19 protein-coding genes, 1 tRNA gene and 1 pseudogene are annotated in these 19370 nt (G+C 70.3%); 18 read left to right on the top strand and 3 right to left on the bottom strand.

The genetic code is table 11. The annotated features are described in order from the left end of the window. Positions 1 to 187 precede the first annotated feature (187 nt). From HW578_RS10925 to HW578_RS10880, 10 genes are all read left to right on the top strand, one after another. A complete protein-coding gene (locus HW578_RS10925; RefSeq protein ID WP_198370588.1) occupies positions 188 to 1180 on the top strand; it encodes a Bug family tripartite tricarboxylate transporter substrate binding protein in 993 nt (330 codons plus the stop codon). A 54-nt stretch (positions 1181 to 1234) separates the two neighbouring features. Then, positions 1235 to 3076 (top strand): AsmA family protein, encoded by a 1842-nt coding sequence (locus tag HW578_RS10920; protein WP_198370587.1) that lies wholly within the window; start codon positions 1235 to 1237, stop codon positions 3074 to 3076. Positions 3077 to 3082: 6 nt separating this feature from the next. Beyond that, a complete protein-coding gene (locus tag HW578_RS10915; RefSeq protein ID WP_198370586.1) occupies positions 3083 to 4465 on the top strand; it encodes an MBOAT family O-acyltransferase in 1383 nt (460 codons plus the stop codon). Then, entirely contained in the window at positions 4440 to 5483 is a 1044-nt protein-coding gene (locus HW578_RS10910; protein ID WP_198370585.1) for a hypothetical protein, read from the top strand. Before HW578_RS10915 ends, HW578_RS10910 begins: the two co-directional genes overlap by 26 nt. 232 nt (positions 5484 to 5715) lie before the next feature. Beyond that, entirely contained in the window at positions 5716 to 6315 is a 600-nt protein-coding gene (locus tag HW578_RS10905) for a hypothetical protein (protein ID WP_198370584.1), read from the top strand. A 43-nt stretch (positions 6316 to 6358) separates the two neighbouring features. Beyond that, a complete protein-coding gene (locus HW578_RS10900) occupies positions 6359 to 6823 on the top strand; it encodes a DUF3429 domain-containing protein (RefSeq protein ID WP_198370583.1) in 465 nt (154 codons plus the stop codon). Between the two features lie 400 nt (positions 6824 to 7223). Next, a complete protein-coding gene (locus HW578_RS10895; protein WP_198370582.1) occupies positions 7224 to 8291 on the top strand; it encodes a hypothetical protein in 1068 nt (355 codons plus the stop codon). Next, positions 8284 to 9897, top strand: coding sequence for a DUF3631 domain-containing protein (locus tag HW578_RS10890; protein WP_198370581.1), 1614 nt, complete (start codon positions 8284 to 8286; stop codon positions 9895 to 9897). Before HW578_RS10895 ends, HW578_RS10890 begins: the two co-directional genes overlap by 8 nt. Positions 9898 to 9902: 5 nt before the next feature. Further along, positions 9903 to 10265, top strand: coding sequence for a terminase small subunit (locus HW578_RS10885; protein ID WP_198370580.1), 363 nt, complete (start codon positions 9903 to 9905; stop codon positions 10263 to 10265). Further along, complete coding sequence (locus HW578_RS10880) at positions 10262 to 12043, top strand: phage terminase large subunit family protein (RefSeq protein ID WP_198370579.1); 1782 nt, start codon at positions 10262 to 10264, stop codon at positions 12041 to 12043. Before HW578_RS10885 ends, HW578_RS10880 begins: the two co-directional genes overlap by 4 nt. Here the strand turns inward: HW578_RS10880 and HW578_RS10875 are convergent. Both HW578_RS10875 and HW578_RS10870 read right to left on the bottom strand, forming a co-directional pair. Next, positions 12040 to 12465, bottom strand: a complete 426-nt coding sequence (locus HW578_RS10875) for a hypothetical protein (protein ID WP_198370578.1) — start codon at positions 12463 to 12465, stop codon at positions 12040 to 12042. The two genes, HW578_RS10880 and HW578_RS10875, sit on opposite strands and share 4 nt — an antisense overlap. Further along, positions 12462 to 12626, bottom strand: a complete 165-nt coding sequence (locus tag HW578_RS10870) for a hypothetical protein (RefSeq protein ID WP_198370577.1) — start codon at positions 12624 to 12626, stop codon at positions 12462 to 12464. The genes HW578_RS10875 and HW578_RS10870 overlap by 4 nt, the downstream gene beginning before the upstream one ends. Positions 12627 to 12916: 290 nt before the next feature. Between HW578_RS10870 and HW578_RS10865 the strand changes: the two genes are divergently transcribed. From HW578_RS10865 to HW578_RS28430, 7 genes and pseudogenes are all read left to right on the top strand, one after another. Continuing rightward, entirely contained in the window at positions 12917 to 13471 is a 555-nt protein-coding gene (locus HW578_RS10865; RefSeq protein ID WP_198370576.1) for a hypothetical protein, read from the top strand. 5 nt (positions 13472 to 13476) lie between these two features. Further along, positions 13477 to 14898 (top strand): phage portal protein, encoded by a 1422-nt coding sequence (locus HW578_RS10860; protein WP_198370575.1) that lies wholly within the window; start codon positions 13477 to 13479, stop codon positions 14896 to 14898. Beyond that, positions 14891 to 16714: a prohead protease/major capsid protein fusion protein gene (locus HW578_RS10855; protein WP_198370574.1), complete on the top strand. Its 1824-nt coding sequence runs from the start codon at positions 14891 to 14893 to the stop codon at positions 16712 to 16714. The genes HW578_RS10860 and HW578_RS10855 overlap by 8 nt, the downstream gene beginning before the upstream one ends. Beyond that, positions 16714 to 16929, top strand: coding sequence for a phage head-tail joining protein (locus HW578_RS10850; protein ID WP_198370573.1), 216 nt, complete (start codon positions 16714 to 16716; stop codon positions 16927 to 16929). The genes HW578_RS10855 and HW578_RS10850 overlap by 1 nt, the downstream gene beginning before the upstream one ends. A 3-nt stretch (positions 16930 to 16932) precedes the next feature. Then, entirely contained in the window at positions 16933 to 17256 is a 324-nt protein-coding gene (locus HW578_RS10845; protein ID WP_198370572.1) for a DUF2190 family protein, read from the top strand. A 16-nt stretch (positions 17257 to 17272) separates the two neighbouring features. After that, positions 17273 to 17554, top strand: coding sequence for a helix-turn-helix transcriptional regulator (locus HW578_RS10840; protein WP_198370571.1), 282 nt, complete (start codon positions 17273 to 17275; stop codon positions 17552 to 17554). Continuing rightward, positions 17539 to 18480, top strand: a pseudogene (locus HW578_RS28430) (tyrosine-type recombinase/integrase); the annotation flags it as partial. The gene HW578_RS10840 and the pseudogene HW578_RS28430, both read left to right, overlap by 16 nt. Positions 18481 to 18689: 209 nt before the next feature. On the opposite strand, the gene HW578_RS10830 reads toward HW578_RS28430, so the two are convergent. Continuing rightward, positions 18690 to 18765, bottom strand: a tRNA-Ala gene (locus HW578_RS10830). Between the two features lie 147 nt (positions 18766 to 18912). On the opposite strand from HW578_RS10830, the gene HW578_RS10825 reads away from it, so the two are divergent. Next, positions 18913 to 19215, top strand: coding sequence for a YggT family protein (locus tag HW578_RS10825; RefSeq protein ID WP_198370570.1), 303 nt, complete (start codon positions 18913 to 18915; stop codon positions 19213 to 19215). Positions 19216 to 19370 lie beyond the last annotated feature (155 nt).

Here is a 19370-nt window from a genome sequence, read left to right as displayed (position 1 = left end):
GCTGCGCGGGCTGGTCGCGGCCCTGGCCGGCGCGCAGACGCCATCGGGTTGACGCCCGCGCGGCCTTCGCCGGTGCCGATGCGCCGCGCGACAGCGGTGGCCCGCGCACGGCGGGGCGGTGCCGATGACGAGGGCCGCGAAAGCACGCTAGCCTCGCCGCCAGGAACGACGACACGCGGAGGAAGCCATGACCATCGCCCGCATCGGCGCATCGCGCCGCGGCGTCCTGCTCGGCGGCGCGGGGGCGCTGCTGGCCGCGCCGCGCAGCGCCCGGGCCAATTGGCCGGACCGCCCGATCCGCCTGGTGATCCCCTATGGCGGCGGCGGGCAGACCGACATCGTCTCCCGCGTGACCGCCGAGGCATTGGCGCAGCGGCTGGGCCAGCCGGTGCTGCCCGACAACCGCCCCGGCGGGGCCGGCAACATGGCCGCGGAGTCGGTCGCGCGTGCGCCTGCCGATGGCTACACCGTGCTGGTCGCGACACTCGGCACCAACAGCGGGCTGAACGCGCTGCTGTACCGCAACATCGGCTACGATGCGGCGCGGGACTTCACGCCGGTGGGCATGTTCTGCACCACCTCGAACCTGCTGATCGTGCACAATTCGGTGCCCGGACGGGATTTCGGCGAGGTGGTCGCCTGGATCCGCGCCAATCCGGGCAAGTTCAACTTCGCCTCGGCCGGTGTGGGTGCGATCACGCACCTCATCATGGAGGATGTCGGCGCGCGGCTGAACCTCGACATGGTGCACGTGCCCTATCGCCAGACCACGAACGCCATGACCGACCTGATCGCCGGGCGCGTGCAGGCGCGCTGCCTCGGCCTGCCGGAAGGCGAGGCGCTGCGCACCACCCCGAGCGTGCGAGCGGTGGCCGTCACCACCCCCGCCCCGCGCCCCGAATGGCCCGGCGTGCCGCCGATGAGCGAGACGATCCCGGGCTACGAGGCGTCCTCCTATTTCGGCCTGGCGGTGCCGGCGCGCACGCCGCCCGAGGTCGTCGCGCGGCTCAATGCCGCCCTGCAGGATGCGCTGCGCGACGAGCGGGTGCGCGCCGCCTATGCCCGGGTCGGCGCCGACCCGGCCGATCCCCACCCGCCCGAGGTCTTCGCCGCCCGCGCGCAGCGCGAGGGGGAGCGCTGGGCCACGCTGATCCGCCGGCTGAACCTGGTGGCGGAATAGCCCCGCGGCGCCGGCTGGTGTAAGCGGCGCCCCTGGCCAAGGGGAGCGCAGGGCTTGGGCCGTCGCGGCAGGATCGTCATCGGCATTCTCGCCGGCATTGCGGTGCTGGCGGTGGTGCTTGGCGTGGTGGTGCTGCCGCGCATCGACCTCGCGGGCGTCGCGGCCGCGCGCGCCACGGCCGCGCTCGGCCGCGGCGTGACGATCGAGAGCCTGCGCATCACACCCGGGCTGCCCACCCGCATCGCGCTGCGCGGCCTGCGCATCGCGAACATCGAGGGCGGCACCAGGGCCGACATGGTCGAGCTCGCGCGGCTGGACGTGGCGGTCGCGCCGCTGCCCCTGCTGACCGGCCAGGTCGCGGTGAACGAGATCTCGGCGGCCGGCTTCATCCTGTTCCTGGAGCGCGCGCCCGGGCGGCGGCCGAACTGGCGCTTCGGCGAAGCGCGGGAGGGCGGCGGCGCGGCGCGCCTGGTCCTGCCCGCCCTGCTCGAACTGGCGGATTCACAGGTCGTCTTCCGGACCACGAGCGGGGCGGAGCTGGTGACGCGCATCGATTCCGCGCGGCTGGCCGCATCGCCCGCGGAGCGGCCCGGGTCGATCGAGGCGCGCGGCAGCTACAACGGCGTGCCGCTGCGCCTCGAAGGGGCGCTGTTCAGCGCCGACCAGTTCCGCGCCGGCGGACCCTTGCCGCTCACGCTGCGCGCGACGGCCGAGCACACCTCGCTGCTGTTCGAGGGGACCGGCACCGACCCGCTCAACGCCGACGGCCTGGACGGCAGGCTGACCCTCGCCGCCACGACGCCCACCGACATCCTGGCGATGGCCGGGGCGGGCGCGGGGCCGGACGTGCCGGTGGAACTCTCCGGCCATTTCACCCGCCAGGGCGACCTGTGGCGGCTCAGCGAGGCGACCGGCAGGCTCGACGGCGCGGCGCTGGCGGCCGCGCTGCTCGAACTGACCGAAGGCTCGGCGGGGCAGCCCGACCGCATCGTCGGGCGGATCGAGGTCGCGCGTCTCGATGTGAACAGCCTGCTCGGCCCGGATGAGGGCGCGCGGGGCCATGGCGATGCCGACATTCCGCCGGTGGTCTCGGCGCTGCCCGACCCGCTGCTGGATGTCGAGGCCTCGACGCGCGAGCTCATCTACGCCCGCCTGCGCGGCAGCGATGCGCGCGCGCGGCTCGAGGTCGCACCAGGCCGGATCACGCTGCACGAGGCCGCGGTGACCGCCTTCGGGGCGCGCCTGGCCGGGTCCGCCGAATTGCTGCCGGCGCCACGCGGCGCGCGTGTGGCCGCGCAGGTCACGCTGCGAGACGGCGAGATCGACACGCTGCGCCGCGCCTTCGGCCTGCACGCGCTGCCGGTGAGCGGGCGGCTTTCGGCCGACATCGCGGCAGCGGCCGAGGCGGCGAGCGTGAATGCCGCCACGCGCCAGGCGCGCATCTCGGCGGTGGTCGGCATGACCGGCGGGACCATCGCGCGGGAGGCGATCGAGATGGCCTCGACCGATGTGCGCGCGCTGTTCCGCACCTCGCGCGGGACCACGCCGCTGCGCTGCCTGCTCGCGGCGGTGGACATCGATGCCGGGGTGGGGCGGGCGGCGCCGCTGCGCATCCGCGCCGGCACGGGCACGATCAGCGGGCTTGCGACCTTCGACCTGAACCGGCAGATGCTCGACCTCATCATCGGCAGCCAGAGCGACACGACGGATTTCTTCGCCCTCGACATCCCGGTGCAGGTCCGCGGGTCCTTCGCCGATCCCTCGATCGCCCCGGCCGAATGGTCGCGCGCGGCGCGCGAGCGCATGGCGCACAACGAGATGGCGCCGCTGCCGCCGGAATTGCGCGCCATCGCGCAGCGCAATGCCTGCTACAGCGGCCGCAGCCTGAGGCGCTGAGCATCCATGCTGTTCAATTCCCAGGCGCTGATCCTCGGCCTGCTGCCGCTCGCGCTGGCGGGCTGGTACCTCGCACCCACGCGCCCGGTGCGCCAGTGGTGGGTCGTGCTGGCCTCGCTGGCCTTCTACGCCTTCTGGGACCTGCGCTTCGTGCCGGTGCTGGTGGGCCTCACGCTGGTCAACTGGCTGGTGGCGCGCGCGCATGCGGCGAGCCCGCGCGGCTGGTGGGCGGATGCCGGCATCGTGCTGAACCTTGGTGTGCTCGCCTGGGTGAAATACGCCAACTTCATCGCCGACAACGTCGCCTGGGTCCTGGGCGGGCGGCACGAGGCGTGGAACATCATCCTGCCGCTTGGCGTGTCCTTCTACGTGTTCCAGAAGGTCTCCTACCTGGTCGACCTCAAGCGCGGGCAGGCCAAGACCTACAGCCTGTCGGACTTCTTCCTGTTTGTCTGCTTCTTCCCGCAGTTGGTGGCCGGGCCGCTGGTGCGCCACAACGAGGTGATCTGGCAATTCGCGCTCGACCCGCGGCGGCCGGAGATGGCGGAGAACCTGGCGCGGGGCTTCGTGCTCTTCACCATCGGGCTGGTGAAGAAGGTGGCGATCGCGGATACGCTCGCCCCCGTCGCCGATGCCGCCTTCGGCCGCGCCGCGGCGGGCGAGGCTCTGGCGGCGTCGGACGCCTGGCTCGGTACCCTGGCCTACACGCTGCAGATCTATTTCGACTTCTCGGGCTATTCGGACATGGCGCTCGGGCTCGCGCTGATCTTCGGGCTGCGGCTGCCGGCGAACTTCGATGCGCCCTATCGCGCGGCCTCGATCCGCGAGTTCTGGCGGCGCTGGCACATGACGCTGTCGCGCTTCCTGCGGGACTACCTGTATGTCCCGCTCGGCGGCAACCGCGCAGGTGCGGTGCGGCAGGCGATCAACGTCGTCATCACCATGCTGCTGGCCGGGCTGTGGCATGGCGCGGCCTGGACCTTCGTGGTCTGGGGCGGGATGCACGGGGCGGCGCTGGCGGTGAACGCGGCGTGGAACCGCACGGGGCTGCGCCTGCCCTGGGTGCTGGGCTGGGTGCTGACGCTGGGCTTCGTCATGGCGGGCTGGGTGCTGTTCCGCGCGCCGGACTTCCCCTCCGCCGCGCGCATGTTCGAAGCCCTGGCCGGCCTGCCGCTGGCGCGCGGCGCGGTCGTGATGGACACCACGCAGACGGTCGCGCTGGTCGCGGGCTGCCTCGCCGCCGTGCTGGGGCCGACCTCGCAGGGCGCCGCGCTCGAACGCCTGCGGCCGGTGCCGCTGGTGGGCGCGGCGGTGGGCGTGGTGCTGTTCCTGATGCTGCTGCTGATCGGCGGTCGGATCCCGAATGAGTTCATCTATTTCCAGTTCTGAGGACCCGGCGCGCTGGGCGCGCTTCACCAGGCGGCTGCTCGGCACCGCCGGCACGCTGCTGGTGGTGGCCTATGCCTTCATCGCGCTGGTCGATCCCTGGGGGATGCTGCCGCTGTCGCTGCCGCTGCCGCGCGAGACGGTCACGACGAACCAGCGCTTCTCCTACCCGATGCTGGCGCGCGACGCCCGCTTCGATTCGGTGGTGATCGGCACCTCGGCCTCCCGGCTGCTGCGCCCGCCGGTGCTGAATGAGGCCTTCGGCGGGCGCTTCGCCAACCTGTCGATGAACAGCGGCACGGCCTGGGAGCAGTCGCAGCTCCTGGCGCTGTTCACGCGCGCACACCCGGCGCCGCGCAACGTGCTGGTGGGCCTCGACATGGTGTGGTGCGAGAGCGGGCCGCTGCGGCGCCTCACGCCGCGGCCTTTCCCGGACTGGATGTACGGGGCGAATCTCTGGCGCGGCTACGCCGAGATCCTGAACCCCTTCGCCGCCGAGGAAGCCGGCAAGCAGGCGCTGGCGATGCTGGGTCTGGGCCGCGCGCGCTATGGGCGCGACGGATGGGCGGACTTCCTGCCCGATGATGCGCGCTACGACGCGCCGCGCGCCGCCGCCGGCCTGGTGCCGCCCACGCCCGAACCGGCGCCGGCCGGCACGCCGGTCTTCGACTTCCCGCAGCACGCGTTGCTGGCCGAACGGCTCGCCGCGCTGCCGGCCAGCACGCGCGTGCTGCTGTTCCTGGTGCCCTACCATGTCTCGCTGCAGCCGCAGCCCGTCACGATCGAGGAGCTGCGCTGGGCGGCCTGCCGGGATTCCATCGCCGCCATCGCGCGCGGGAGGCCCGGCACGATCCTGGCCGATTTCATGATCCCGAGCAGCATCACGCGCGAGGACACCAATTACTGGGACCCGCAGCACTACCGCATCGGCATCGCCGACCGGCTGGTGCGCGACCTGGCCGAGGCCGCGGCCGGGCGCGCCACGCCCGACCTGCGCATCATCGTGCCGGAGGCGCGTTGACGATTATCGTGCCGCAGGCGCGTTGAAGATCATCGTGCCGCAGGCGGGTTGAAGGTCGTCGTGCCGGAGGCGCGTTGCGCACCATCATGCCGCAGGCGCGTGGAGCACCCTCGCGTTGGAGGCCTGCGAAACGCCATCGCGCCGCAAGCGCGTTGGGCCGATGACGGCTCGGCCCGTTGATCCCGCGCCGCGCACGGCCCACCCTGCACAATCCCTTCCAGGAGCGACCTCCATGACCGACACCATCCTGTTTCCCGGGACCGTCGAATGGTCCGGCGAGAACCCCGGCATCTCGCTGAAGGAGGACCCGGCCGGGTCCTTCACCACGCTGGCCTCCTTCTTCCGCGTCGTGCTCTCCCCGCATGGGCGCGGGCATGCGCTGGTGCTGATGCTCGACCCGCAGGCAGCCGACGGGCAGAACATCTGCCTGACCGACAACGAGCCGCTCGCGCGCTGGCTGGTGGCCGACTACGTCAGCCATTTCGGCGCCTGGCGGAACCTGCCCGGCCTTGCCGGCCTGCGGTACGCCAAGCTGGACAGTGTGCGCACCAGCGGGGATGCCATCACCACCTATTCCGAGACGGTGCGTGGTGCGGACCTGACCGTCGCGCTCACCTGGTCGGGCCTCGGCAAGCCCTTCTGCTTCGCGCTGACACCGGGGAATTCCGCGACAGGCAAGCATCACATGCCGACCCTCTTCGTGGGCTGCGCCAACGCGACCGTCACGGTGAACGGCAAGGTCCGGCCCGGCGCGCCGATCCCGCGCGAGATCGCGGGGCAGTCGATCTCGACCGCCATGCTGGCCTTCTCCGAAACCTGGATCCGCGCCTGAGCGCTTGGCAGCGACGGGCGTGCCCGCGCAGAAAGGGGTCGAAATGACCGATTCGCCCCTTCCGCGCGCCGCACGCCTGCTCGGCTTTGCCGGGCTGATCCCCACGCTGGCGATGGTCGCCGTGATCGCCATGGCGCCGGAGTGGCGTGCCGTCGCGGCAGCCGCGGGGCTGGGCTACGGCGCTGTGATCGCGAGCTTCGTCGGCGGCGCCTGGTGGGGCCTGGCGGCGCGGTCCGAGACGGTGCAGCCGCGGCTGCTGGTGCTGTCGGTGCTGCCTTCGCTCACGGCCTGGCCGGCGCTGCTGATGCCGCCGATGACCGGTCTGCTGCTGCTGGCGCTGGTCTTCGCCGCGCTGCTGCCGACCGACCGGCGCCTGGTGGCCGATGGTGTCGCGCCGGGCTGGTGGATGGCGCTGCGCCAGCCGCTCTCGTGGGGCATGTCGGTGCTGCACCTGGCGGCTGCGGCCATCCTGGCCTTCACCGCGGACAATACGTCGCTGCTGCCCTGAAAAGCGGCGTAGGGCCGGGTCACGATATCAGGGATTGAGTCTCGCGGGCGATGGTGGAGCTGAGGGCTCCGAATAATCCTCACGATTTCAAATACATAGCAGGGAAAACGCCGGGAATCAATCCCAAGGTTTTCCAGGGTTTCCGAATCGCGCTGGCAAACCCGGCCGAGTCGCAAACCCCCTCGCGCCCCATCATGGACGCACGCCTGTCGCGCACGGGGCACACTGTGTCTTACGCCTGCCCCTGGTGCGGGCTCCGGCATCGGCACCGCGCCGACGCGCGCGTGAAGGCCGGGGAGGTGACCAGCCGGGCGCAGCACTGCACCACCTGGCGCCGGCTGAATCCCTCGGCCGTCCTGGACTCCGTCCTAATCCGGCTGGCCGGCGGGAGGGCGTGACCATGGACACCGTGACGATCCTCCGCGCCCGCGCCCCGCGGGTGCTGGCGAAGCGCATCCTGGCCGTTGGCGTGGTGCAGGACTTCGACCGGCCGCGCTTCTTCTCCATGACGTCGCAGCCCGTGTCGGGTCTCGATGATGTCGGCGCCTTGCTGCGCGACCTGGTGGCGCGGCCGGACTCCTGCGTCGTGCGAGGCGGCATCGCCGATCCAGCCCGCACGCAATGGGTCCGCCGGCTGGTCTATCCCGACCAGCAAACCGGCGACCAGCCGACGCTTAAGGTCGAGCCGCGCCGATGGCTCGCGCTCGACTTCGATGCGCCTGTCCCTCTCCCTGGCGAGGTGGACCGGCGCGACCTGGCCGGCTGCGCGCGCGTGGCGCTGGCCGCGCTGCGCCTGCCTCCCGCGTTCGATGGCGCGGCGTGCATCGCGCAGGCGACAGCCGGCCACGGCATCAAGCCCGGCGCGCGGCTCCGCCTGTGGTTCTGGCTGGGCACGCCGCTCGACCGCGCCGGGCTTCTGGCGTGGTTCGACCCGACCATCGGCCGCACGGCCGATCGCAAGCCGCTGCTCGACTACAGCGTCTTCGGCGCGGCACAGCCCATCTACACGGCCGCGCCGATTTTCGAGGGCCGCCCGGACCACCTGCGCGACCGCCTGGTGATGCTGCCCGGCCGGCCTGTCGTGGAGGTGCCCCCCGGTCTCGACACCAAGCGCCCGCCGCCGGGCACGCCGATCCCGAGCGTACCGAGGCCGAAACCCAAGCCGAGACCGGGCGGTGGCGGGGGAGGCGGCCGACGCTACGCCGCTGCGGCCCTGCGCAATGCCACGGTGCGCGTTGCTGGTGCGCCCGAGTCTGCCCGTCACGCGACGGCGCTGCGCGAGGCGTGCGGCCTGGCACGCTTCGTCGAGCGGGGCGAGATCACCGAGGCCGAGGCGATCCGTGCCATGGATGGCGGCTTGGTCCTGGCCGGCAAGACGGTCGGCGAAGGCGCGTCGCTGGTGCGCTGGGCATTGTCGCGGGGCCTCGGCCATGCCGCGCAGGGCGCGGGGGATGTGTTCGATGCGTGACACACCCGAGATCATGCCCGACGCGGGTGACGACGCGATCGAGATTGCCGCGCTGGCGTGCCTTACGCCCATGGAGTACGGGCGCAGGCGCGTGGCCGAAGCCAAGCGCCTCGGCGTGCCCGTGGCCACCCTGGACTCCGAGGTGGCGAAGGCGCGGGAGGCGCTGATCGGGAAGGAAGAACGGCAGGACATCTTCCGCACTCCCGACCCGTGGGGCGAGCCCGTCAGCACGACGCAAGCACTAGACGCGACCGTTGCAGCGGTGCGGCGGCACGTCATCCTTCCCGCGGCTGCGGCCGATTGCGTGGCGCTGTGGATCGCCCATAGCTGGGTCTTCGAACAGTTCCACCACACGCCGCGCCTGGCCGTCACATCGCCGACGATGCGGTGCGGCAAGTCGACTCTCCTGGATCTTCTGCACGCGCTTTGCCGGCGCGCGTTGAAGGCGGACAACATCACGGCCGCTGCGCTGTTCCGCGTGGTCGAGATGCACGGCCCGACCCTAGCAGTGGATGAAGCCGACTCCTTCCTGGCCGGCCGCGAAGAACTGCGCGGCATCCTGAATAGCGGCTACGAGCGGCACGGGGCCGCGATCCGGGTCGAGAAGACTGCGGACGGCGAGCAAGTGCCGAAGACCTTCTCGACCTTCGCGCCGCTGGCGATCGCCGCCATCGGCCGCATTCCCGGCACCGTGGCCGATCGTGCGGTGCCGATCACGTTGAAGCGGAAGCTGCCCGGCGAGAGGGTCGAGAAGATGCGCCTGCCGGCGAGCCGCGCGGCCCTGGTGGACCTTGCCCGGATGCTGGCGCGCTGGGCATCGGATCACGTCGCCGCCCTGTCCCTAGAGCCGGAGGTGCCCGACCAGCTCAACGACCGGCAGGGCGATATCTCGGTGCCGCTGCTGTCCATCGCGGATCATGCGGGGGAGGAATGGCGGCGGCGGGCGCGGGCATCGTTGCTCGAAACCTTCGGCGCCGAGCCGGAGCCGGAAGAGGAATCAGCTGCAACGCTGCTTGCCGATATCGCCGCCGCCTTCGCGGCCGAGGGGAGCGATGGGCAGATCCGCTCGACGGTGCTGGTCGATTTTCTGTTCCGCATGGACGACCGGACATGGGGCGAGATGAACCACGGCAAGGGACTCAGTGCTCGGCAGCTCTCTGCGATGCTCGCCCCCTTCGGCGTGCGATCCCGCCCGCTGCGCATAGAAGGCGAGGTGCAGAAGGGTTACCGGCTGGCGGACTTCGCGGATGCCTTTGGGCGCTATCTGACCCACCCATCGCCAGATACCCCCCTTGGTAGCGGTTACGGGGTTACAACCGAGGAAACTCTAGGCGTTGAGCCCGATTCCGCTGCGGTTACAGCGGGAGTGCGTAACCGCAACGAGAATCGGTTACAACCCACGGAAAGCCTGGGGTGTAACCCCGTAACCGATCCAGACCCCCAATCTTGGGGGAGAGAGGTGCTTAGGGCACTCGGCGCGGCGGCCGAGGCGCGGGCCGAGATGACCGCAGCACTGGCGGGGGAGGGGGTGCGGCGGGTCCTTCCCGGCGGGGGGCGGGCGCGGGGATGCGCAGAGCCCGGCAGTTCCCTCCCGGACTCGGATTAATTCCCGTGGCCGAGAAACCGACCCCGATCCGCTCCCGCATCCCTCGCACTGGCGCGGCGCGTGCCCCCCGAAAGGAGGCCGCGCCGAAACCCCGCCGGCCGCCTGACCCGATCCAGTTGGAAAAGGCGCGCCTGGTGCGCGAGCAAGCCGACCGCGCCGAGCGGATCAACGCGCGGGAGCGGGCGGAACTGCTCCCGGCCGATATGGTCGAGCGCGAGTGGTCGCACATCTGCGCCAGCATCCGGGCAAGCCTTCTGGCCGTGCCCGCGCGCGTGGCGCAGGCGCACCCTGGCCACGCTGCCATCGTGGCGACGGTCGAGACCGAGATCCGCGCTGCGCTGGCCGAGCTGGCCGAGGACTCGCTTTGACCGCGCCGCAGCACCGCATCAATGACGTGCGCGCCGAGGCCCTGGCCGTGCTGCGTCCGCCCGACACGCGGCCGCTGTCGGCGTGGATGGAAGAACGCTTCCACCTGCCGGGCGGCTTGTCGGACAGCCCCGGCCTGGTCCGGCTTTGGCCGTTTCAGCGCGCACTCTGCGATGCGCTTGCCGATCCCGCTGTCGAGCGTGTGACCGTGCTCAAGGGTGCGCGCCTCGGCTACTCGACTTTGCTCCTGGGTGCCATCGCGCACTTCGCGGCGCGCGACCCGTGCAACGTGCTGGCCGTCCTGCCGACCGAGGATGACTGCAAATCCTTCGTCACGTCGCAGCTAGAGCCGAGCCTGGCCGCGTCGCCGCACCTGCGCGCGACCCTCGCCATTGATCGCAGCGCAGAAGGGCGTGACCGGCTGCTGTTCCGGCAGTTCCCTGGTGGCAGCCTGCGCGTGGTTGCGGCACGCAGCCCTAGGAACCTGCGCGCGCACTCCGCCCGCGTCGTGGTCATGGATGAGTGCGACGCCTTCGAGCCGACAGCGGAGGGCAACCCGGTCCTACTCGCCGAGCGGCGGAGCATGAGCTTCCGCAATCGGAAAATCATTATCGGCTCGACCCCGACCACCAGCACGACGAGTCACGTCCACGCCGCCTATGAGCGCAGCGACCAGCGCATCTATGAGTGCCGCTGCCCGTCGTGCGGCGACTTCGCCGAGGTGCGGTGGAAGGATATCCGCTGGCCGGAGGGAAAGCCTGCCGAGGCCGCGTGGTGCTGTCCTTCCTGCGGCGTGCTGCACGACGAAGCGCACAAGCCCGACATGGTGCGCGAGGGCCGGTGGACCATCACGCGACCGGACGTGAAAGGTCATGCGGGCTTCCGTGTGTCGTGCTTGATCGCACCGCATCCCGCCGCAGCCTGGCCGGCGCTCGCCGCCGAGTTCATGGACGCGAAGAAGCGGCCGGAGGATCTCCGCACCTTTGTCAACGTCGTCCTGGCCGAGTTGTGGGACGACGGCGACACGGAAGGTGCGATCGACCCGTCCGGCTTGCTCCCGATGGCGGCGCCGATCGGCCTAGATCGCATCCCCGCCAGCGTGCTGTTCCTGTGTAGCGGCGCCGACGTGCAGGGCGATCGCATCGAGATCACCACTATGGGCTTCACGGCCGAGGATGAATGGCTCGTGCTCGACCATCGCATCCTGGCCGGGAGCCCGTTGCAGGATGCTGTCTGGCATGACCTGGCGGACCACCTGCGCGAGACATACAGGCGCGAGGATGGCGTGACGATCGGCCGCAGCATGACGGCGATCGACGCTGGCGACGGCAACACTCAGGCGCGTGTCGAGATGTTCTGCCGCACGCAGCCCGCAAACGTGGCAATCAAAGGCGCCCCTGGTGCCCGCCCACTGGTCACGCGCAGCGAGTCGAAGCGCGTGCGGCTATGGCTTGTCGGCGTGGACGTCGCGAAGCAGCGCCTACACGACCGCATGACACGCGCCGCGGGCTTTGCGTTCAATGCCGAGCTGCCGGAGGAATGGCGGCTGCAGATGACCAGCGAGCGCCGCGTCATCCGCTACCAGCGCGGCCAGCCCGTTGCGCTGTGGCAGCGCATCCCCGGCCGGATGGCCGAGGCGCTCGACAGCGCGGTCTATGCACTGGCGGCGCGCGCCTTGGTGGCGACGTCACCGAGCCGGAGGGCGGACGAGCTGCGGGGGCACACCCCGCCGCCCGTCCTGCCGGCCGTCATCAAGTCGCGGTGGTTGACGGGCGCCTAGACGTTCCAGCCCGACGGGAACATTGCGTTGATGAGGCGCTTCACGTCGTCACTGTCGTTGTCATTCTCCAAGAATGTCAGCACGCGAAAGAGTGTCTCCACAACGCGCGGCAGCCATATCTTCGCAAAGTCATCTTCTTCGCCCGGAGCGAAATACACCCGACCCGTTTTGTCCGCGGCACACCCCAGACGAAACGCACAAAGGGCGAGCAACGCGGTTGCCTCCTCCCGTGTTTGTGGCTCGCGCTCCATGAGGTGCGTCTCGTATTCCCCGCGGCACTTCCCTGCTTCGTGCGCGGCCTCTTCGGCGGCTACTCTCTCTCTATCCCATCGGAGGCGATATGCTTCCTCCCTGAGCGCTTCTGTTGCTTCGGCAACTCGCACCAGATCGGCGAGCTGCTCGGCAAAAGGCCGCGCGCTCACTCCTCTCCTCCCCCGGCCGTTTCGGCCGCGTGACGGCAAAGCCGCAGCACGGCAATCTCCGCCTCGATGGGCAGCGCGAAATTAGAGACACCACGCTCGGCGGCGCTGTGTTCAAGCAGCCGCAGCGCGGCGGCTACGGCAAGGGATAGGTTCTTTTCCATTGATGCCCCCTCCTGTTCGGGCGGGCGCATTGAATATCGGTCGAGATTCATCTGTCCAGTAGTATGATTTCGACGACATTTAGTGGAGTAGTCACCACTATGTTGGGACTGAGTACATAAAAGAGGCCGGGCCGTTTTGAGGCGGCCCGGCCAAGTCTCAACAGAAGGATCATCGCAGTGCCGGGGGAACGACCGGCCCGAGGGGTATCCCGCACTTGCGCGTCGTATGCAAGAAAAACTTGCACGTAGCATGAAACGTGCTAAATCAGGGGCCTTCACGGAGTGCCCCCATGCGCCGACTCGCCGACATCGTTGAAATCGTCGCCGCTCACGACGGCCGCAGCGAAGAAGATGCTGCGCTGCTGTTCCAGCAGATGCGTGGCTCGGTCGCCCGGGGCGTCGTCCTGCCGTCTGGCCGGACCTCGGCCGGGCGTACCGCTGCGGCCCTTTTCGATCGCGAGGCCGCCGCAAAGCTGGCGCTCGCCGCGACGTTGATCGACTTCGGCATTGGCGGGCCGGAGATGCGCCCGATCCTGGCGTCGCTCGACCGCACCGCCGACCGGCCTCGCACGCCGAACGTGGCGTTCCACTCGAACGGTTTCGCCGAAGCCCTGGACGGCCTGGCGCGCGGCGAGCGCGGCTGGCGCGTGGAGGTTGTCGTGCTGCGCGGCACCGAGGGCCGCACGTTCTCGACCTACATCCTGGCACCCGACGCCGAGCCGGCCGGCGAGGTGGTCGAGCGGATCGTGGCCAACTACCGCGCGGCCCGCGGGGAGCGTGTGGTCGCAACCATCTTGATCGACCTCGCCGACCGCATCCCGCCCGCGCTGCTGACCGAGGGCTGAGGCGCGTGGCCCTGCCCTTCGGCCTCGACCGCATCTTCCGTCGCTCCGCCCCGGCGCTGCGGACGCGCGGCTTTGAAGGCGCGGCGATGGGCCGGCGGTGGGGTGACTCCCCTCGCTTCGGCCGGATTGAATCCGAGACGGGCCTCGCCCTGCCGACGCTGCGCGCGCGCAGCCGACACTCGGCGCAGAACTCCCCTTGGGCGAGCAACGGCCTTCACGCGATCGAGGCCGCGGCCGTGGGCACCGGCATCGTCCCGGCATCCGCGCATCCCGACCAAGCGACCCGCCGCGCGCTAGGTGAAGCCTTTGCCGTGTGGACCGCCCAAGCGGACGCCGAAGGGCGTCTCGACTTCTACGGCCAGACCGCAGCGGTCGCGCGGGCGATCGCGGTGGACGGCGAAGCCCTGGTGCAGATTGTCGAGACCCGCGACGGCCTCCGCCTGCGTCACCTGCCGGCCGAATTGCTTGCGCACGATGAAACCCGCGACGGCCTGCCCGGCGGCGGCTACCTCGTGAGCGGGGTCGAGTTCAACGCAGCCGGCGAGCGGGTCGCGTACATGGTCCATCGCGACCGCGCCGCGTTCGGGATGCTGGCACCGGCCCGCGTTCCTTCTGAAATGATTTTGCACATCTTCCGGCCCGTCGCGGCTGGGCAGGTGCGCGGCATCCCCTGGCTCACTCCGGCGCTGCTCCGCCTGCGCGACGAAGACCAGACCGAAGACGCGTTGCTGATGGCTGCGAAGGTCGCGGCGCTGCACGCGGGCTTCCTAATCGACCAGAACGCGACCGGCCCGTCGCCATTCACCAGTGCGGACGGCGACCAGCGCGGCACGCTGCTAGAGGCCGGGCTTGAACCCGGAACGCTGCGCGTCCTGCCCGCGGGCTTCGACATTCGGTTTTCCTCGCCGCAACAGATGCAACAGGCCGTCGAGTTCCTCGGCTTGCAGCTCCGCGCCATCGCCGCAGGCCTCGGCGTGCCGGAGTACCTTTTGACCGGCGACCTGCGGCAGGCGAATTATTCATCCCTGCGTGCCTCGTTGGTCGAGTTCCGCCGCAGGATCGAAGCCTTCCAACACCTCGTGCTGATCCGGCAGTTCGTCCGGCCGGTGTGGGAACGCTTCATCGCCCATGCGGTGCTGCGCGGGGCGATCGACGCACCCGGCTTCGATGACGACCCGCGCCCCTACATGGCCGCCGAGTTCTATCCGCCGGCCTGGCCGTGGGTCGATCCGATGAAGGACGCCGAGGCCGAGGCGGCATTGATCGCCACGGGCTTGAAGTCGCGCCGGCAGGCCGTGGCCGAGCGCGGCTACTCGGTCGAGCAACTCGACGCCGAGATCGCCGCCGATCGAAAGCGCGAGACCGCGCTCGGCCTGGCCTTCGGCGCCGCACCCGCCACCACGACGGAGCCTGCACCCGATGCCTGACGATGGGCCGCTGATCCCTGACACTGGCCGCCGCTCCGCCGACCTCGGCTCGGCCACCTACAATGAGCGCAGCCGCACCCTGCGCGTGGTCTGGTCCTCCGGCGCGGGTGTCCCGCGTCGTGATGCGCGTGGTCCCTTCATCGAGGTGCTGTCGCTCGACCCGGCGCATGTGGACCTGTCGGGCTTGAGCGGCGCGCCGCTGTTGGACGGCCACAACACCACCAGCACCCGCGCCACACTCGGCATCGTCACCGAGGCATGGGTAGAGGATGGGCGCGGCCATGCCGTGCTGCGCTTCTCCGCCGCTCCCGACGTCGAGCCGATCGTTGACCGCGTTCGCGACGGCACCGTGCGCAGCGTGAGCGTGGGCTACGTCGTGAGCGCCTGGTCGGAGTCCACCGACGCGCAGGGCCGCCGCGTGAAGACCGCCACCCGCTGGCGGCCCCATGAGATTTCGCTCGTTTCCATCGGCGCCGATCCCGGCGCAACCGTGAGGAGTCAGGATATGCCGGACGGCACCACCACGACCGAGCCCGAGACGCAGAACCGCGCCGAGGTTAATCAGTCCATCCGCAGCCTCGCCACGCGCCACAACCTCGGCACCGCATGGGCCGATGCGCAGATCGACGCGGGCGCCGAGATCGAAGCCGCACGCGCCGCCGCCCTGGCGGAACTGGATCGCCGCGCCGACGCCGCGCCGCGCATCCGTGCCCATGTCGGCGAGTCCCATGACGCGCCCGACGCCACCTTCACGCGCTGCGCCGATGCCCTGACCCATCGCATGGGCGCCCTGGCCGAACTGCCGGAGCCCGCGCGCCAGTACCGCGGCCTCGGCTTCGCCGGCATGGCGCGCGTGATGCTGGCCGCGCGTGGCGAGCGTGTCGTGCCCATGTCGGACGAAGCGGTACTGACCCGCGCCATGACGACCGGCGACCTGCCGCAGCTCCTGACCGGCACCGGCAACCGCGCGCTCCTGGCGTCCTACGAATCCGCGCGCAGTCCGGTCCTGGACCTGTTCCGCCGCACCGAGGGCCGCGACTTCCGCACGCTGCACCGGCTGCGCCTCGGCGAGCTGTCGCTTCTGGACGAAGTGCCTCAGTCCGGCGAGGTGAAGCATGGCGGCATCGGCGAGTCTGCCGAGTCCTTCGCCATCAAGTCCTACGCCAAGCTCTTCGCGCTCACGCGGCAGGCGATCGTCAACGACGACCTCAACGCCTTCGGTCAGATGATGCAGATGCAGGGCCGGCAGGCGGCCGAGACGCTCAACAACGCCGCGGTCGGGCTGCTGACGCAGGGCGGCGGGCTGGGTCCGATCATGTCGGACGGCCAGCGCATGTTCCACGCGACGCACGGCAACGTCGCCACCACCCCGGCCGCACCTGGCGAGTCCGCCTTCGCCGCTGGCCTCGCCGCGATGCGCGGCCAGCGGGGCCTCGACGGCGTGAGCCCGATCAATGTCGTGCCGCGCCACCTGGTGGTCTCGCCGGAGTTCGAAGTGGACGCCTCGCACGCGCTGGCGGAGATCTTCCCTGTGTCCGGCGAGAACGTGAACAGCCTCGGCCGCACGCTCACGCTCATGGTCGAGCCCCGCCTGTCCGGCGAGCGGTGGTATCTGTTCGCCGACCCGGCCTCGTTCGCGAACTTCGAGGTGGCCTTTCTGTCGAGCGCGCCCGCGCCGCAGATGGAAAGCCGGCAGGGGTGGGACACTTTGGGCGTCGAGTTCCGCACCGTGTTCGACTTCGGCGTGGGCGCGATCGACTACCGCGGCGCGTACACCAACGAAGGCGATACCGGCATCCTCGGTGGCGGGCTGTAATGGCCAGTCCCGCGCAACTCCGCGCCTGGCGTAGCGCCCTATGGGCCGCGCGGATGCGCGGGGTCCGCGAGGTGCGCGACCAGAACGGCGAGTCCGTCACCTTCAAGTCGGACAGCGAGATGGCCGCGGCCATCGGCGCCGCCGATGCCGAGATCGCGGCCCTGGAAAGGCCGCGCTTCTCGACCGTTCGCTTCATCACATCCAAAGGAGTCTGACCGATGCGCAACTATGTGCAGCGCGGCGACCACATCACCGTGCCCGCCGCCCCCCGCGACCTCGAATCCGGCGAGGGCGTCCTGATCGGCGAACTGTTCGGCTGCGCGACCGGCCCGGCCGCGACGGGCGAGACCTTCGTCGTCTTGACCGCTGGCGTGGTCGATCTCGGCAAGGACACCGTGACCGCCTTCGATCTCGGCGACCCCGTGTTCTTCGATGACACCGTGAACGGCGCCAGCGACGACGACCAGATGTTCCGCATCGGCGTGGCCGTGGAGGATGCCGGCACCTCGGCGACCACGGTGCGGGTCAAGCTGGCGGGCTGACGGAAGGCTACAAGCGATGGCGCGGCGCGAGGCCGGCAGCAACGGGGAAGCGATCGGGAGGCCAAGCCGCCTCTCGCCTTCCCTGTTGCCGTTTGCCGTCGCGCGCGAAGATGCGGCTGCGTTGCTCGGGGTATCGGCTTCGCATTTCGACTCCCTGGTCACCGAAGGCTTGATGCCGCAGCCGCGCGAGCTGCGTGGCCGCGTGCTGTGGGACACCGAGGAACTCAGGGAAGCGTGGCGCGCCGTCCCTCGGCGCGGGCAGAGTGCTGGCCGCACCAACACATGGGACGCGCCATGAAATCCGACCGGCTCCCCTGGATCAAACGCATGGTCGATCGCCATGGCAAGCTGCGCTTCTACTACCGGCGGCCGGGCTTCAAGGCTGCTCCGCTACCGCCGCCATTCGGCTCGCCGCAGTTCCTTACCGCTTATGCCGCTGCGCACACCGCGGCGGAGGCTGGCGAGACGAAGGTGCCTTCGTTGAAGGGCGAGATCCCGCGCAGCCTCGGCGCGCTGATCGTGGACTACTACGCATCGGCCGACTATCGCGCGCTCGCGCCGTCGAGCGTGAAGGCGTACCGCAACGTGTTGGAACGCCTGCGCGCCGAGCACGGGCACAAACTGGTCGCCGACATGGAGCGCCGGCACGTCGTGGCGTTGCTCGACAAGATGGTCGAGACGCCGGGGATGGCGAACCGCTTCCGGCAGATTCTTCGGCAGCTCATGCGCCACGCGATCGAACGCGGCTGGCGGAATGACAACCCCGTCGAGCACGTCCGCAAGGCGCGCTATCACAAGGACGCGCACCGCGCGTGGACAGACGCAGAGATCGCGCAGTTCGAGGCGCGCTGGCCGTTGGGCACCATGCCGCGCCTGGCGTTCGCGCTCATGCTCTACACCGGCCAGCGCCGCGGCGACGTGATCCGCATGGGCAGGCCGAACGTGAAGGGGCTTGTGCTGCACCTGGTGCAACGGAAGACTGGCACGCCGCTCGCGATCCAGATGCACCGTGACCTTCGCGAAGCCTTGGCGCACGCGCCGGCCGATCACATCACGTTCCTGACGACTCAGTACGGCTCGGCCTTCACCGATGCGGGCTTCGGAAACTGGTTCCGCGACAAGATGAACGACGCGCGCCTTCCGGCGGATTGTCGCGCGCACGGGCTGCGCAAGACTGCCGCGAAGAAGCTTGCCGAGGCCGGGTGCTCGCCGCACGAGATCCAGTCAATCACCGGGCATCGCACGCTGGCGGAGGTGACGCGCTACACCGCTGCAGCGAACCAGCAACAGATGGCGGCCGAAGCGATGCGGAAGGTCACTCGCATGAGCGATCGAATCGCGCAGGCGAGTAGAAAGAGGTTGGCAAACCCCCTGGCCGGGGTTTGCCAACTAGACGTGCAACCTATTGAAAGGAAAGAGAATGTCTCGCGCGGTGGTGGAGCTGAGGGGAATCGAACCCCTGACCTCGTCATTGCGAACGACGCGCTCTCCCAACTGAGCTACAGCCCCGACCCGCGAGAGGCCGGCTGAGTGCCCCAGCCCCCGCGCGAAGTCAACCCGCCTTCGCGCCCCCCCGCCGCCTTGCCCGGCGGGGGGGCGGTCACTAGGTTGCGCCCGAGGTCACGGCGACCGAGGCAGGGAGGTCACGGAGGACCGATGCAAGCATTGTTCTGGCTGCTGGACACGGCGCTCAGCCTCTATGTCTGGGCGCTGATCATCTCGGCCATCCTGTCCCTCCTGCTCGCCTTCAACGTGCTGGACAGCCGCAACCGCTTCGTCTGGACGGTGGCGGATTTCTTCTACCGCGTGACGGAACCTGCATTGCGGCCGATCCGCCGGCGGCTGCCCAATCTCGGCGGGGTCGATCTCTCGCCGCTGGTGCTGATCATCGCGCTGCAGGCGCTGCGCATACTGCTCGCGACCTCGATCGCGCCGGCCCTCGGCGTCTATCGTTTCTGATGGCGTTCTGGCGGGCCGAGGCGACGGGGGTCGCGGTGCGGGTGAAGGTGCAGCCCAAGGCGCGCCGGCCCGGCCTGGGCGGCGTGAAACCGGCCGCCGACGGGCCGCGCCTCGCGCTCGCGGTCGCCGAGGCGCCGGAGGATGCGCGCGCGAAC

Origin of the sequence: Roseomonas rosulenta (assembly GCF_016106005.1) — a bacterium.
Lineage (GTDB): Bacteria > Pseudomonadota > Alphaproteobacteria > Acetobacterales > Acetobacteraceae > Neoroseomonas > Neoroseomonas rosulenta.
This window is presented reverse-complemented; position numbering and strand designations above follow the sequence as displayed.